At 32.4% G+C, this 17453-nt stretch carries 10 protein-coding genes and 1 tRNA gene; 4 read left to right on the top strand and 7 right to left on the bottom strand.

Annotated features, from left to right (window positions below; genetic code table 11):
- Positions 1-2: 2 nt before the first annotated feature.
- The gene (locus tag VK164_RS06780) at positions 3-5693 is read left to right on the top strand and encodes a choice-of-anchor D domain-containing protein (protein ID WP_324208627.1); all 5691 of its coding nucleotides are present in this window, start codon (positions 3-5) and stop codon (positions 5691-5693) included.
- Positions 5694-5728: 35 nt separating this feature from the next.
- Here VK164_RS06780 and VK164_RS06775 read toward each other — a convergent pair whose 3' ends face one another.
- Both VK164_RS06775 and VK164_RS06770 read right to left on the bottom strand, forming a co-directional pair.
- Positions 5729-10660 carry a LamG-like jellyroll fold domain-containing protein gene (locus tag VK164_RS06775; protein WP_324208626.1) on the bottom strand — a complete coding sequence of 1644 codons (4932 nt, stop codon included), beginning with the start codon at positions 10658-10660 and terminating at the stop codon, positions 5729-5731.
- 332 nt (positions 10661-10992) lie between these two features.
- Positions 10993-11066: transfer RNA gene (locus VK164_RS06770), tRNA-Met, on the bottom strand.
- 150 nt (positions 11067-11216) lie between these two features.
- Between VK164_RS06770 and VK164_RS06765 the strand changes: the two genes are divergently transcribed.
- Both VK164_RS06765 and VK164_RS06760 read left to right on the top strand, forming a co-directional pair.
- On the top strand, positions 11217-11609 hold the full coding sequence (locus VK164_RS06765; RefSeq protein ID WP_166235965.1) for an START-like domain-containing protein: 393 nt from the start codon (positions 11217-11219) through the stop codon (positions 11607-11609).
- A gap of 49 nt (positions 11610-11658) precedes the next feature.
- Positions 11659-12498, top strand: a complete 840-nt coding sequence (locus VK164_RS06760) for an aminotransferase class IV (RefSeq protein WP_324208625.1) — start codon at positions 11659-11661, stop codon at positions 12496-12498.
- On the opposite strand, the gene VK164_RS06755 is transcribed toward VK164_RS06760, so the two are convergent.
- From VK164_RS06755 to VK164_RS06735, 5 genes are all read right to left on the bottom strand, one after another.
- Entirely contained in the window at positions 12491-13051 is a 561-nt protein-coding gene (locus VK164_RS06755; RefSeq protein WP_324208624.1) for a YqgE/AlgH family protein, read from the bottom strand. The two genes, VK164_RS06760 and VK164_RS06755, sit on opposite strands and share 8 nt — an antisense overlap.
- A gap of 117 nt (positions 13052-13168) precedes the next feature.
- The gene (locus VK164_RS06750) at positions 13169-13447 is read right to left on the bottom strand and encodes an HU family DNA-binding protein (RefSeq protein WP_111567791.1); all 279 of its coding nucleotides are present in this window, start codon (positions 13445-13447) and stop codon (positions 13169-13171) included.
- Between the two features lie 177 nt (positions 13448-13624).
- Entirely contained in the window at positions 13625-14572 is a 948-nt protein-coding gene (gene fmt, locus VK164_RS06745) for a methionyl-tRNA formyltransferase (protein WP_324208623.1), read from the bottom strand.
- Positions 14572-16458 (bottom strand): ATP-dependent DNA helicase RecQ, encoded by a 1887-nt coding sequence (locus VK164_RS06740; RefSeq protein WP_324208622.1) that lies wholly within the window; start codon positions 16456-16458, stop codon positions 14572-14574. The genes fmt and VK164_RS06740 overlap by 1 nt, the downstream gene beginning before the upstream one ends.
- Positions 16459-16496: 38 nt before the next feature.
- Positions 16497-17036 (bottom strand): ATP-binding protein, encoded by a 540-nt coding sequence (locus VK164_RS06735; protein ID WP_324208621.1) that lies wholly within the window; start codon positions 17034-17036, stop codon positions 16497-16499.
- 126 nt (positions 17037-17162) lie between these two features.
- Between VK164_RS06735 and VK164_RS06730 the strand changes: the two genes are divergently transcribed.
- Complete coding sequence (locus VK164_RS06730; RefSeq protein ID WP_324208842.1) at positions 17163-17447, top strand: DUF493 family protein; 285 nt, start codon at positions 17163-17165, stop codon at positions 17445-17447.
- Positions 17448-17453: the final 6 nt, after the last annotated feature.

Genomic DNA, 17453 nt, shown 5'->3' with positions numbered 1-17453 from the left:
TTATGATTGCACCCCTGCAAAAAACTAAAAAAATAAAAGCATCACTAACATTTATATTGGTTTTGTTTTTGAATTTAACAAACGCTCAAACCACTTTTTTTAATGCAGATTTTGAAAATGGTATAGGTGTAAATGCATGGACTTCTACTTCTACAGGAGGAAACGCTAGTAGTTGGTTAAGAGGAGTTGATAATGCTCAACACAATAGACCATTTGTTATTTTAGTTGATCCAGGAACTGGTAATACTACAAATTGTATGTATACTCAAAGACATGCAACACAATATCAGAATAACACTAATATTCAAATAACTTCACCTTTAATTGATTTTTCAGGATATGAAAATATAACACTATCAATTGATACCAGAACAGATAGCCGAATTAATGATGATGGTATGCGACTTGAGTATCGTTTAAATGGAGGGGCTTGGAATAACTTAGGTAATGGAGTTGCAGGTTGGTACGATGGAGCTGTTAATGCTTTAGGATCTAATGGATGGCATGATGGGAATAATAATTCTCAATGGCAAACAAGAAGTATCAATATTTCTGCACAAAATATTAATTTTAATGGAAATGAATCTGTTGAGTTTAGGGTTGTTTTTATATCCAATGGAAGTATACGTGATGTTGGTGTAGCTATAGATAATTTTAGACTATCTGGATTTACTACTCCTGAAATTGGAGTTTTAGGAAATGCAAATAGTATAACCGATGGAGATGTAACTCCTGTATTAGCAGATTTTACCGATTTTGGAGCAACCACTGTTGGTACTCCCATAACAAGAACTTTTACTATTCAAAACACAGGTTTGTTACCATTAACTATAGGCGCTTTTACTTTTAGCGGTGCTAATGCGGGTGATTTCTCATTGGTAACTCCTCCAGTGGCATCACTTGCAATAGGTGTCACAACCACTTTTACGGTAAGTTTTTTACCAGGAGCATTAGGTGTTCGAAATGCAACTATTTCTTTTGTTAATAATGATTCCAATGAGGATCCTTTTAATTTTTCCATAAGAGGAACAGGAGGTGAACCAGAAATTAATTTAACTGGTTTAGGAAATAATATTTTAGACGGAGCTTCATCGGGTGCAGCTGGAAATGGAACCCTTTTTCCGACTGCTACACCAGGCGGAACTTCAACAAGAACGTTCACCATTCAAAATACAGGTACAACACCTTTAACATTAACAGGTACTCCACTTGTGCAATTATCGGGTAGTGGAACTTTTGCTGTAACAGGTTTTCCTACTTCTCCTATACCTGCAGGGGGATCTGTTACATTTACCATAACATTTAGTCCAACTGCTGTTGGAAGTTATTTAGCCATTGTAACTATTCCTAATGATGATGCTGATGAAAGTACATATGATTATGTAATTCAAGGAAATTGTATTGTAACTGGTAGAGAAATTGATATTCAAGGTAATGATACTTCTATACCAGATGGAGATATTACCCCAGCAACAATTGATTTAACTGATTTTGGAACAACTTATGTTGGTTTGCCAATTACTATTCCGTTTCAAGTATATTCTTTAGGAACAAATACTTTGAGAGTTACTTCCATTGCAGTAACAGGTGGTACTGGTTTTACATCAACTAATCTAGTGAATGTTGATATAGCTTCGGGCGGAGTTGCTTCTTTTGTAGTAACTTTTACACCTACAGCTATTGGAACTTTTATAGCTACTCTAACAGTTAATAATGATAGTAATGTAACTGGAGGCAAAAATGTTTATACATTTAGAGTTACGGCTCAAGTTGCAGCAATGCCTGCAATTACAAATGCTCCTGGCGGAGTTACAGGAAATTTAAGGCTTTGGTTGAAAGCAGATAGAAATTTAGGTTCTGTTGCTGATGGTGCTGCTATTACAACTTGGCAAGATAATGTGTTTGGAAATACAAGAAATGCATCTTCTAAAACATCAAAAAATCCTATCTTTTATAATAATGCAACAAACAATGTTAACTTTAATCCAGTTGTTCATTTTACTGGTGGAAGTGCTATGTTTGCTGGTCAAGGGTTTAATAATCATGACATGTTTATTGTAGTAAAGCCTACTAATCCAGTAAACAGATTAACAAGTGCACAAGACATATTCTGTGGAGATGATGTAAATACAAATCAAGGAAGCCAAGACGTTACTGGGTTTTCAATGGGAAATTCTTCTGCTCGATATTCCAATGAAATTGTAGCTTACAATCAAGCAGCAAATACAGAGTATGGAGAGGCTGAAACGAGTTTGACAAAATCGTATACGGGACCACAAATTTTTAACCCAAGAAAAAGAGATAATACAGGAACAAGTTTAATGCATTTGTTTAATAATGGTTTGCAACTCACAACATCAAATGTTGCAACAGGAACCTATAAAAATATTTTAAATTCAAGATATTGGTTAGGAAGAAGCGAGTTTTTTGATGCAAGTTATGGTGGGGATATTTTAGAAGTTATTACCTATGATGCCAGAAATAATGATGGTAACCGAAGAAAAATTGAATCATATTTAGCTATCAAATACGGAATTACATTAGGAAATAATGGAACAAGCTTAGATTACGTAGATTCAAATGGAACTACAATATATACTGCTTCTGCAGGTTATAATTACGACATTGCTGGAGTAGGAAGAGATGATATTGCTCAATTGAATCAAAAACAATCAAAAACGGTAAATAAAGCTGATGACATTACAATAGGTCTGAATAGTATTTTTGCCACAAATGATTTGAATACAAATACATTTACTGGAGACAGAAGATTCTTAGTTTGGGGGAATAACAATGCAAGCTTAGCAGCTGCAACTCCATTAATGGTTAATATAAGTTCTGGAATTGCGCCAGCTTTAACAACAAATGTAGATTTTACAGCAGTTCAAAGAATTTGGAAAGTTGTGGAAACAGGTGGTGATGTTGGAACGGTTAAAGTTTCACTTCCATCAGTCATGTTAACAGCAACTTTATCCCCTCCTGGAGATTTTTATATGTTTATTTCTGATACTCCTGTGTTTACACCTACAGCAGAATATAGAGTAATGACTGTTAATGGATCAAATTTAGAAACTTCTTATGATTTTAATGGAACAAAATACATAACTTTTGGATTTGCTCCAGAAAGAACATTTGTGCGCTCAATTGATTTTAATGGTACAACTGATTACATTAATTCAGGTAATAATGTAAATTTAAATGGAAGTTTTACAGTTTCTGCTTGGATTAAACGAGATGCTTCTAATGGAACAATCATAAGCAAAAAAAATGCAACCACCGGTTACGAGTTTTTTATAAATGCAGCAGGAAATGCACAAATGACTTGGACTAACGGAGCAGCAACACAATCAATTACTTCAACAATTGTTATACCAACTTCAAGATGGCACAATTTAGCTGTAACTTATGATGGAACTACAGCAAGAATGTATATAGATGGTGTTTTAAATAGTTCTGCCAATTTATTAACTCCTCAAAGCAATGCTTTTGAATTTTTAGTTGCTGCATCAAATTCAGCTGCATTAACAAGACATTTTAATGGAACAATAGACGAAGTTAGAGTTTGGAATACTCCATTAACTTTAAATCAATTACGATTTTTAATGAATCAAGAAATGGATAAACACACTGATGGTTTTACAAAAGGTGTTATCATTCCTCAAAATATTACATTAAATGAAGTTGTAAGTTTGCCATGGAGTAATTTAATGTTGTATTACCCAATGTCTACTTATACGTATACAAACGTTAAAGATAAGTCTGATAATAACATTACTGGAGCTTTGAAAAACTTAACTACGGTTGATAGACAAACGGCTCCATTACCATACGAATCTGGTACAAATGGAAATTGGAATACAGCAGGAACATGGACAAATGGGACATTAAATTATATTCCAAATTCAAATTCTGTTATCGATGGTACAACACCAATTGATTGGAACATTGTGAAAATTAATAACGATGTAATTTCAACGGGTAATAAAACAGTTTTAGGATTGTTTGTGAATACCAATCGCAATTTACTAGTTCAAAACGACACTAAAATGCAAATTTCTCATTATTTATTATTAGATGGAAAAATTGATTTAGTAGGTCGTTCACAATTAATACAAACATTAAATAGTGATTTTGATGTTGCAAGTGCAGGAACTATCGAAAGAGATCAACAAGGAACTGGAAATTTATTCAACTACAATTATTGGTCATCTCCAGTTAGTACTGTAGCGAGTGTAGTTTCTAATAATACGGGATTTACGATTAATAATGCAATGAAAAATGGAACAAATCCTGCAACACCATCAAATATTAATTGGGTCGGTGGTTATAATGGTAGCACAACTCCTTTTAACATTGCAAGATATTGGTTGTATAAGTTTACTAACTTAACTCCAAATTATGCAAATTGGCAACAAGTTAATGAAAACTCAGTTTTAGCTACTGGTCAAGGATATACGATGAAAGGAAGTGGAGTAGCAGCTCCTCCAGCAATTATAACTCAAAATTATGTTTTTGTGGGAAAACCAAATAATGGTTTAATTTCTTCATCTGGATTGAATATTGGGGCAGGAAGTATCAACTTACTTGGTAACCCTTATCCATCTGCTTTAGATGCTACAACTTTTATTAATGATAATTTAGCAAATATTGATGGAACGCTCTATTTCTGGGAGCATTATGCAACCAATAACACGCATATTTTATCAGGTTATCAAGGAGGCTATGCAGTTAGGACAGCTTTAGGAGGTGTTGCACCTGTTGCACCTGCTTTAATTAGTGGTTCTGGTTCGAGTACAAGAATTCCGGGTAGATTTATTCCAGTTGGACAGGCATTTTTTGTTAAAGGAAGCGCATCAGGTGGAACGGTTAGATTTAATAACAATCAAAGATTGTTTATTAAGGAAGATAATTTTGATTCAAATATTATGTTTAGAAATTCATCAGTATTTACTCCTTCAATTGCACCTGAAGAAAGTAACCAAGAAGATGCATATGAAGTGAATCCATATAAACTTATTAGAATAGGTTTTACCGCATTGAATACAAATATGCATCGACAGTTATTATTAGGATTCACGTCTAATAACGAAGCTACTTCAGGAATTGATAATGGATATGATGGTGTTTTATTTGATTTACAAACAAATGATGCTTATTTTCCATTAGCCGATAAAAATTTAGTAATTCAAGCAGAGGGTAGTTTTAATGAAGATGGAATTTTTCCAGTTAATGTAAAAGCTTCTGCTAGTACAAATGGTAAATTTGTTATTGAAGAGTTGGTGAATTTTGATGAAGCACAAGAAATATATTTACACGATAATCAAACTGGAGTTTATCATAACTTAAAAACAGGAGAAGTTGTTTTGCCTGTTACAATAGGGGATAATGCAAATAGATTTACTATTCGTTTTAAAAATGAAACGTTAGGAAATGATGATTTTGAGTGGAATATTAATCTTTTCTATCATTCTAACAACGAAATCATAATTTTAGACAAACTTGTTAAAGAAGAAATTAAAGAAGTTAATGTTTTCAATATTCTAGGTCAAAAAATTAAAACTTGGAAAAGTGATGGTATTGAAGCAATTTCAAATAGAGTTACTTTATCTACAAAAACATTTGCAAAAGGAATCTATATTGTAAACATCACCACATTAGAAGGTAAATATTCTAAGAAAATTATTATCAAATAGTTAAATAAAAAAAAGCCCTTAAAAAGGGCTTTTTTTTATTTATGAATTATTTTTTTACTAAAACGTTTTGAATCTATCGTATCTGCTTGTACAATGTAAATGCCTTTACTTAATCCTTTTACTTTAATTGTAATGTTTTCTTGATTTTGATTAACAATTTCCCAAGTTTCAATTTTTTGACCTAATATTGAAAAGAGGGTAATTTCTTTTATTATCTCATCATTTGAAAAATTATTTATTTTAATTTCTTGAGATTCATTATCATAATATATGGTAATCATGTTATCAATAGTGTTTAAATCTGTTGATAATGTTGGGTTGTAAAAGCGTAAACTAAATCTTGAGGCAATTACTCCCGCGGGAATAGTTATTTCAAACAAATTGGTTCTAATGTCGTGGTAAGAATTAGTCAAATTATCATGAATATAGATGGGTTGATTGGGATCAAAATTTTCTAAATTATCAATCATAAATTTAACTAATCCTGTTTGATTACTAATTACAGTCAGTGGATATATGTTTGTGTTATTGAAATAGCCAACTCCTTGAATGATAAGGTTGATATTACCTAACGGGAAGTAAATATCATTTGGTTGCGGGTCCAATATTTCTCCGTCATAGCCAGGGTTATAGTTGTCATCAGCATATTGATTCATAAAGCCAAGCAATAGTTGTCTGTGCATATTGGTACAACCGGTATAACCTAATCTTACAGTTGCAAATCCTGTAGATTGTGAGGTGATTGTATTTTCAGTTTTATTTTCTTTAACAGTACCTTTGAACATTATATTGGAATCAGCTTCATTCTCTTTGACAAAATCTCTTTGACTGTTTTGAAAAGTTATTTGGCCTCCAATGTTGTTGCCTTTTATGATATAGCCTTGAGCAACAGGGATTTCTCTTCCTGGAATTCTTGAACTAGATCCTATTCCACTAATTAAAGCAGGAGCAATAGGGGCAATTCCGCCCACAAGATTTCTCGCACCATATCCTCCTTGATATCCCGCCAAGACGTGTGTATTGTTTGATGGATAATGCTCCCAAAAGTATAATGTTCCAGTAATGTAGCTTAAATTATCTAAAATAAAATCATTTGCGTCAAGTGCAGACGGATATGGATTTCCGGTTAGCAAAATGTTATTTGGTGCTATTTGTATTCCAGCGTGATTTATAATGCCATTATTAGGCTTTCCTGAAAAAACATAGTTTTGTGGAACTATGGCAGGAGCCGTGGCTATACCACTTCCTTTCATTGTAAATCCCTGACCAACTAAAAGCGTTGAGTTTTCATTAATCTGTTGCCAATTGGCATAAATTGGTGTAAGATTTGTAAATTTATTTAACCAAAATTTAGCCAATCGTAATGGGTTTGAAGCACCATCATATCCGTTTACCCAAGTGATAGGTTGTGGGCTACTTGAATTGGCGCCATCTTTTAAAACATTAGCTATTGTAAAACCAGTATTGTTTTCAGTTGATGAAACTATAGAACTTACGGGTGATGACCAATAATTATAATTAAATTTATTACCTGTTCCTTGCTGGTCTCGTTCTACAATACCAATGCTTGAAGGGTCTAAATCGCTATCGGTTGTTTGAAGAAGTTGTGATCGTCCTTGAAGATCTATTTTTCCATCTAGTTTCAAATACCAGTCATTTTGAAGTTTAGAGTCACCTTGCATAATTATATTTATGTTTGGATCGATTAATAAGCCTAAATCAATGTTGTTAGATGTAGTTGTTATATTGTGTTCTGCATGTATTATAGACCAATCATATTCTTCTGCATCAATACCTCTAATTTCTTTAGTTGTTGAATGCACTGCTGTAGGAAAATCACCAGTTTGTTCTGTAATGAAAGGCATTGGGGCTTCTTGGTATTTTATAGTTTTTACATTATAAATTGTTGCTCCTACTGCAGTATCAATTGTAGCTGTTGTGTGATTATCAATAATATCATCTTTGTAGTTATCCATTTTGAAGTATCGAATCAAATTAACCCAAGGTAATGATGGGATGTCTTTTGGGATGATTAATCCTCTTACTTGCCCAGCATTATTACCAATTTCCTGATAAATCATTTTTTGTAATTGTGCATCTGATAAAGCAATGTTAAAAAGTCTTATTTCATCGATTTTTCCTTTAAAATATTGCGTGTTAGAGATCGGGTTTTTTCCAATGGTAAATAAAGATGTATCGGCATTTATTGCACCCGATATTGAAGTGCTTTTTATTTTTTCACCATTTACATATAAATTTAATAGGCCATTTGTTCCGTCATAAACAGTGGCAACATGAATCCACTGAGAGTCTGACAAAAAGTTGTCATATTGTAAAGTAGTTCCATTAGCTATAACTTTTAATTTTTTAGTACTATCTATAACTAATTTCAATTTATCCTGACCTACAATAACACCTTCAGAATCAAATAAACTGTTTATGTTAATCCATGCCATTAACGAAGCATTTTGCCAGCCGCCAATTAGTGAAGCATCAGCACCATAATCATTTCTTCCGTCTAAAGATAAAAACAGTTTGCGTTCTAAATCTCTTGGTGAACCGAATTGATTGTCATTTGTATCAAAATTATCAATGATTCCATCTTTATCATTATCGGTAGAGCCATCAATTATACCATCGTTGTTTGCATCTAAATTTGCATAAAGGGTTGGTAAAATATCAAAGTTACTACCATTTGATTTTAAGTCAATATAATTTGGGAAGCCATCTCCATTAGTGTCAATTACATAATTTAGAAAAGGAGCTATAGTTGTACCTTGATCCAAATTACCATAAACATTAAAATTGTAATCATAAATATCTAGAATTCCATCTCCAAAACCTTCTAAATTTCCATCAGCATTAGTGTCTTTGTTTCTAAACGTTTCAGATTCTGGTCCATCTCCAGTTCCATCTCCATTGATGTCGCCATCACCATTTTCATAACCTAAATAAGCATTGCTGTTTTCGGCCCATGATTCATCTACATCAAAAATGCTATCATTGTCACTATCTAAATCTAAATAGTTTGGAACCCCGTCACCGTCAGTATCAGGTACTAAGTGTGATTCAGCAATATCATGCATTCCATTTGAATTGACATCAACCCAATTTACAACATAGGCTTTCCCTTCACTAAGATTTCCTAAATCTACTTCAACAATATCAGGTAAACCATCATTATCGGAATCTAAGTCAAATACATCAGCTACACCATCACTGTCTAAATCACATAAAGTTTGAGATATTAAGATGTCATCTAAAGCCAAATCGTTTCCTGTACCTCCTGTTTCATTATTGATAAAAATTACTTTAAAAGCACTTACGTTTAGCACCAAGTCTGCAGTAAAATGCTGCCAATCGCCAGCTAAATTTCCCGCTGTTGTAGGTGTAATATCGCCAGTTTCAATGAAAGTTATTAAACCATCATTCATGTCCCTAAATTCTACTCTTACATCTGGTCTTAATCTAGTAGCAATTCCTGGAGCGTCTGTTCTATCTAGGTTTAAAACCCAAAAACTGTACGTTATTGGGATGTTTGGCAAAGCTCCTGAAATTGTTGCGGTATAAAATATTCCTGGTGTATATGAGGCATTAAAAATTGCCATTCTTCCATTTGTGTCACCTGTATGATCGCCTCCTAGATACCAATATGCTGCCGCCCAAGAAGCAATTTGTGCTGAGGATCCAACAGTGTATTTACCATCATTCAAATCTACGGTGCTTAAGTTTGGACATTCTGGAGTATTTGTTCCTGCTGTACCATCTTCGTAGCAATAAGTTGTAATAGCATTGTAAGTAGTATTGATTGTTGTTCTTGATCCCGTGCCAAAAGTTTCATGTAAAAATTTGTAATTTACTTTTGGACCATTCATCAAATTGCAATTACTTTCCTCTGTAGTGTCTTGAATACAATCGTTATCATCATCAATATCAATATTGTCATATACTGCGTCGTCGTCGCTATCAAAAAACGTTTGAATGCCTTCACCTTTTATTTCAAAAATATAGGGGTTATTTGTGTCAGCGTTACTTGAGATGGAAACAGTGGCGGTTTTGATACCTAGTGTTATAGGATTGAAAGTGATTTGAAAGGTGGTTGAAGCCTCACTATTAATTGTATTTGAAGGAAAACTAGAAACGCTAAAAGCACTACTACCACTTATTTGAACAGTTGGACTCCCTGATAAATTAATGGTATTTGAGCCTATGTTTTTAATGGTGAAAGTCTTAATAATTGGAGTAGCTCCAATCTGTGTAGTTCCAAAATCGGTTCCATTTGTTGTGATAGCAGATGAGTTATATGCTACTATATTATTATTTGTTCCAGTTACGTTGATAAAACTCCCAATAGGAGTTCCAGATAAACTTACGTTATCTATGTAATAGTAATCACCTGTGTTACTTTGATTATCTCTTTCGTCAAATCGGACTCTTACTAGAGCTTGTGTATTTCCATTTGGGATATTAAGAGTATATGATGAGCCAACTGTAATTCCTGCTGAGGCAGTATGAGAAAAAGCTAGATTGTCGGACGTGTCATTTTTTCCATCTATTAATTTTGTCGAGGTGTAGGAGAGACCATTGTTGTAAGAAATGTCTAAATACAAATCGTCACTATCATCTGGAGTTCCATCACATGAAAAATGTATGGTTACCTTTACATTTGTATAAGCACTAATATTTACATTGGTGAAAGTGATGGCAGGGTCATTAAATAAAAGTCCTACAATGGACGAATTTGAACCTCCAAAACGTAATGAATTAGGTGTTGAAACAAATCTCGATGTGTTTGTTCCAATAGTTCCCATATTTAGAGAGCTAGTATAATTCCATGTGTCAGCAACAGTACTGTCGAACCCTTGAGAAGTTATCAATGTTTGTGAGTAACACGCAATTTGTCCGCTGCACCAAAATAGGATTGCCCATAGAAAATTGCTTGTAGTTGAGGTAATTTTCTTTTCCATAAATCATTGCATTAAAATTAGTATTCATTTAGATCATTTCAGTGAATAGATTTTTGGGTATAAATGCTATTTTGGGGTGTAATTCGAAGAAATATGAATTTTAAAGGCGCTATGGATTATTTCACTGTACCACAAAGTTGAACAATATAAATGTGAATGCCTATTGATAATTAATAACCGGTGTAGATTTTAGTATAAGTGTTTAAGCAGGAGAATAAGTAGGAAAATAACTTGTTATTTTTGATTTAAAATTTTAATATTCAACACTTTAAATAGTAGTTTTTTAAAATAAAAAAGGTTTCAAGAAAAAACTTGAAACCTTTTAAAATCCGTAGCGAGGACGGGAGTTGAACCCGTGACCTCAGGGTTATGAATCCTGCGCTCTAACCAACTGAGCTACCTCGCCAAAATGTTCGTCTAGCATCCTCGTTGAATGCGGGTGCAAATATAAAACTATTTATATTCTTTGCAAATATAATTTTACAAAAAATAAATAAAATCTTTTTTTGTATTTTCAATTAATTCTCTATATATTTCCATCCTTAAATTTTATGAAATGAGTGTAAAAATAAAATATGAATTAGAATTTCCAATTCAGTCTTCGCCACAATTATTATATCAATATATATCAACACCTTCTGGACTATCGGAATGGTTTGCAGATAATGTAAATTCTAGAGGTGAGTTTTTTACTTTTATCTGGGATGATTCTGAAGAAAAAGCAAAACTGGCTTCAAAAAAATCGGGAGAAAGAATAAAATTCAAATGGTTGAATGAAGATGATACTGAAACAGATTACTTTTTTGAAATGAAAATTTTGGAAGATGAAATTACTAAAGATGTATCAATTGTAATTTCTGATTTTGCTCATGAAGATGAATTAGACGAATCAAAATTACTTTGGGAAAATCAAATTTCCGATTTAAAACATGTACTAGGTTCTGTTTAAAATAAATTATAAAGAGTATATTTGTCCCGATTTTTAATCGGGATTTTTTATGGTAAATTATAACGGGAATATTCAGCAAAACAGCACTGTTTTAATCGATTCCAATAGAGGTTTTTTGTTTGGTGATGCTCTTTTTGAAACTATAAAAGTGCTTGATAATAAAGTGTTATTTCTTGAAGATCATTATTTTAGATTGATGGCTTCTATGCGAATTTGTCGTATGGAAATCCCAATGAATTTTACCATGGAATTCTTCGAAGAACAGATTCTTTGCTTAATAAATTCATTACCAAAGTCTAATTCGTTTAGAGTTCGCTTTTCTGTTTTTAGAAATACCGACGGATTTTACACACCAATTAGTAATGAAATTGAATTTATTGTAATGGCAATTCCTTTTGAAAATTCAGTTTATACTATCGAAAAATCAAATTACGAAGTAGAATTATATAAAGATTTCTTTATTCCAAAACAATTACTTTCAACTTTAAAAACTAACAATAAAATGCTTCAAATTGCCGGAAGTATTTTTGCTAAAGAAAATGGTTATGATAACTGTTTAGTCTTAAATGATGAAAAAAATGTGGTGGAAGCTTTGCAAAGTAATTTGTTCATGAAATCAGGAAATGTGGTAGTTACACCACCTATTGCTGATGGATGTTTAAACGGAATTATGAGAAAGCAAATAATTGATATTTTAAAAAAAATGGAAGCTATAGAGCTTAAAGAAGTTAGTATTTCTCCATTTGATTTGCAAAAAGCAGACGAATTATTCCTTACCAATGTAATTTTGGGAATTCAGCCCATAACAAAATACAGAAAAAAAGAATTTACTTCAGAATTTTCTAAAGATTTATTAGTCAAATTAAATACTAAAATCAGACTTAATTAAGGGTAGGATTTTCGGGAGCATTAGAAAACAAAATATATTCGCCACCTTGCTCAATAATTTTTTCTTTCCAAAATTGATTGCTAGATTTAGATAGCAATTTGTTTTTTAATGTGTTTTCGGTAACAATCCACGCGTTTTCATGTAATTCAAGTTCTAATTGATTCACACTCCAACCGCTATATCCAAGAAAAAAACGAATATTGTTTTTGCTGATTTTTCCTGTGTTGATAAGATACTTTGTGGTTTCAAAATCGCCACCCCAATAGATACCATTTGAAATTTCGATACTATTCGGTATAATTTCTGGAATATTGTGGATAAAGTACAAGTTATCCTGTTCTACTGGACCACCATTGTAAATTTTGAACGAAGCGTCAATTTCGGGAAGCAAATCATTTATAGTGTAATTTAAAGGCTTATTTAATATAAAACCTATTGAACCCTCGTCATTATGCTCAGCAAGTAAAATTACAGAGCGATTAAATGAAACATCGCCTAAAATAGAAGGCTCAGCTATAAGTAAGTGACCTTTTTTGGGTAAAGTTGATATCATATTTCTGCAATTTTATTAACTAAAGTTATCAAAAAAACTTTACAAAATCAAATAAATTCGATTATAAACAAAAAAGTCTCGATATTATCGAGACTTTTATACTGTATAATCAAAAAATTATTTTTTGTTTACTGCTCCTTCTAATTCAGCACCAGCTTTGAATTTTACTACATTTTTAGCAGCAATTTTGATAGTTTTTCCAGTTTGTGGATTTCTACCATCTCTTGCAGCTCTTTTAGATACTGACCAAGATCCAAAACCTACTAAAGAAACTCTTCCACCTTTGTTTAAAGTTCCTTCAACATTGCTTAAAAATGATTCTAAAGCTAATTTAGCAGCTGCTTTTGTAATACCAGCAGAAGCTGCCATTGCATCGATTAATTCTGATTTGTTCATGATTAAAGTTATTTATAATTGGTTAAACTTAATTATTATATCACAAATTTAGCGGTATAATTGAGCTGTGCAAGTATTTGACAAACTTTTCGATGAAAATGTTAATAAAATAGCTTAAATGTTAATAACATTGTTTGTTTTTTTAAAATTTAGGCTCAATTGTAGCGTTTTCAAGGCTTACAGCGCCATAGCGTTTTCTGAAAATGATATTCCATTTAAGAGTTCATGTGCTAACATTCTTTTCTTTCCTGGAAATTGCAAGCTAGTAATTTTTAGTAAACCATCTTTTGTGGAAATGAAAATTTCTTTTTTTGTTGTGCTAATTTTTCCTACGGCATCAGTATGCTCTTTTTCTTCAAACGATGCGGTATATATTTTTACATTCCATTCGTTTTCGCCATCTTTTATATAGGTCCAAGCAGCTGGATATGGTGATAAGCCTCTAATTAAATTAAAAATAGTTTTTCCAGTTTGCGACCAATCTATTTTGCAGTTTTCTTTGTTTAATTTATAAGCCGTTTTAACATCAGGATGTTCCGTTTGAATTGTTGTAGTAGCTTCACCTTTTTCTATTAATTGCAACGTTTCAATAACTGTTTCGCTTCCTAAATGCATTAATCTATCGTGCAATTCTCCTGCTGATTCATTGTCTCCAATGGTAGTTTCTTTACTTAAAATCATCGCACCGGTATCAATTTTGTCGTCAATAAAAAAAGTAGTTATACCTGTTTTAGTTTCACCATTAATAATTGCCCAATTGATTGGTGCTGCACCACGATATTCAGGTAATAAAGAAGCGTGCAGGTTAAACGTACCTAATTTTGGCATTTTCCACACCACTTCTGGCAACATTCTAAATGCAACGACAACATGTAAATTAGCATTCAAACTTTTTAACTCGGCTAAAAAATCTTCAGATTTTAGGTTGCTAGGTTGTAGTAAGCGTAAGTTTTTTGAAACGGCATATGCTTTCACCGCACTTATGCTTACTTTTTGACCACGACCTGCGGGTTTATCTGGTGCAGTAATTACACCAACAATTTCATAATTATTTTGATAAATAGTATCCAAAATTCCCACGGCAAAGTCGGGTGTTCCCATGAATACAATTCTAAGTTTTTCCATTATAATAAGTAATATTGATTGTAAGAATTAATGGCAATTTTATTGTGCTCTAATAACAATTGCAATGCAAAGATAGTGGCTTCAGAAGAAATTTGAAGCGAATTTTCAATTTCTCGTGAAGATAAATTTCTTTTTTGTAATAATTGTAGAATTAAATCTGTTGTTGCTACAGGATGTTGTTTCTTTTTCGAAAAGCAATAAGAACAAATACCACAATCTTCATTGGTAATCTCATCGAAATAGGCGAGAAGCAGCTTGTTCTTACAACTATCTTCATTTAAAATATAATCAACCACACTCTGAAATTGATCTTGCTTCAATTGGTTTTGGTGTTCTAAAAATTTAGCAACTCGATTAATGGTTAAATCATCCTCACGTACTTCATTAAATGTAATCGAACTATCATTGTTTTTAGCGTGTAAAATAATGTATTGACTTTCAGATAATTGCTCGACAACTTTTATTACGGCAGATTCAGTGCTATTAGATTTCTTTGCAACGAGATGCGGATTAATTATTGTTTCCATATCAAAAATACCTGAATAGGTTCTCAAAATGGTGGTAATAATAGCCTCATCATGCGGATGTAAACTAATGTAGCGAAGTACTTCTTTACTTGGTATGATAAATTGCAAACTGATTTTTTCAGAAGATTCGCTCTGAAAGGTCAAAATACCTTGCCGGTCCAAAAATTGTAAACTATTAAAAACTTTTAAAATTGGTAAATTATAGTGTGAACAAAATTGGTTTAGGTTAAAAGCAAAACTTTCGTTAAAACCTTCTCCATAGGCAATTTGAAAATAGTTGTTTAATTTTATATAAACTTCACGAACAAATTTTTTATCTGGCAAAACATCAATAAATTGCCTTTTTGTGTATTCGATATCACTCGAATTGGTTAGAATAATTCCAAAGGCTTTTTCACCGTTTCTTCCAGCTCTTCCTGCTTCTTGGTAATAATTTTCAATATTTTCAGGCAGTTGAATATGAATAACGGTTTTTACATCGGGTTTGTCAATTCCCATCCCGAAAGCGTTCGTAGCAACCATAACTTGAACTTTGCTTTCTAGCCAAGATTGCATGTTTTTTTCTTTCTCTTTTGCTGGTAAACCACCGTGATAAAAAGTGGTTGTAAATCCCAATTGATTCAACTGTTGCGAAGTTTCAATACACGATTTTCGATTGCGTACATAGATAATTGATGATTGTGGGTTTTTGGTGAGAATTTGTTGTATTTTAAATAGTTTATCTTCTGTTTTAATAACGTGATAGGCTAAATTTTCTCGGGTAAATGATTTGGTGAAAAATTGTGGATTTTCTAAGGCTAAATTTTTACAAATATCATCTTGTACACGTTTAGTTGCAGTTGCTGTTAAAGCTAAAAAAGGGGTTTTAGGAAATGAAGTTTTTAGTTCCGAAATTTTTAAATATGCGGGTCTAAAATCGTGTCCCCATTGGCTTACACAATGTGCTTCGTCAATAGCAATTAAATTTATAGGGAGTTGTTTCAAACGTTCTACAATCCAATCGTGTTGAAGGCGCTCTGGTGAAAGGTATAAAAATTTGTAATTTCCAAATTGGCAATTGTCTAATATATCAATCACTTCATCTTGCGAAATTCCACCAGTTAAGGCAATTGCTTTGATGTTTTTGCTTTGTAAATTTTGTACCTGATCTTTCATTAAAGCAACCAAAGGCGAAACAACCAAACAAATTCCATTTAAAAGCAAAGCTGGAATCTGAAAACAAACCGATTTTCCACCACCTGTTGGTAATAAAGCAAAGGTGTCATTCCCTTCTAGAACCGATTGAATAATTTGTTCTTGTGGAGCTCTAAAACTTTCGTGTTTCCAGTATTTTTGAAGTAATAATAAGGCTTCAGACATGTAATAAGGCTTTTAGAAACACTAAGGTACAAAAAGTTTTATTTTGCAAGATGTTTCATAATAAAATCAATACGGTTTTCAACAGTGTCTTTTGGAACTTCTACTATTGAATAACCATACTTTTGGTAGGTTTCCATCAAATGTCCGTGAATTAAAACGGCTTGCTCGTAGTTTTCATAACGTTCTGCATCACTTACATAAATATCTTTCCAAGGGGGTAATACAAAAATGGAAGTGTAGGTGTGGTCTTTACATGCTTGGTCAAAAAAAGCAGGATATGAATCACCAATGTAATGCATGTAGGCCAAAACATCAGGAATTCCACGGTCTAAGAATACAATTGGAGCAGCTTCGTTTTGTGCAGAACGAAATTGTTTTTTTCTGCCTTCTAAAAGCAATTCGCTAAACAATAAGGGCTTTTCAAGAAACAATTGTGCAATGCCTTGTTCTTGTGCTTCTTTAATTACTTCACGCGAAATTTCTGGATAACATGTATATCCTTTTTCTTTAAGTGCTTCAATTAAGGTTGTTTTTCCTGAGCTAGGCCCGCCTATTAAAACCACAATTTCTTTATTCATAAACGAAAATCTAATTGGCAAAAGTAAGTTTTTTTAAAAATCTAATCAACTTAAAAATTTTATAAGTGGTAACAATATAATTCTGAACATAAAAAAGTATATTTGCTTTTCAATTAAGAAATGATGATGGATAAGAAAACAGAAGATTTTTACATTCGATTAAAAGAAGAACTGTCAAACGCAACACTTTGGCCCTCAGAGTATTTATTTAAATTTATTTTGCCTTCAGATAATCATAGTATTGCTAAAATAGAAGCAGAATTTAACGATATGGGTGCTGTAATAAGTACACAACAATCTAAAACTGGAAAGTTTACCAGTGTTTCGATTAGTGTATTGATGCCTAGTGCTCAAAGTGTAATTGATAAATATATTGCTGTTTCTGATATAGAAGGCATCATTTCATTATAAAAAATC

The organism is Flavobacterium sp. (assembly GCF_035299005.1).
Taxonomy (GTDB): Bacteria; Bacteroidota; Bacteroidia; order Flavobacteriales; family Flavobacteriaceae; genus Flavobacterium.
Note: the sequence above shows the minus strand (reverse complement) of the source record. Positions and strands in the feature narration are given on the sequence as shown.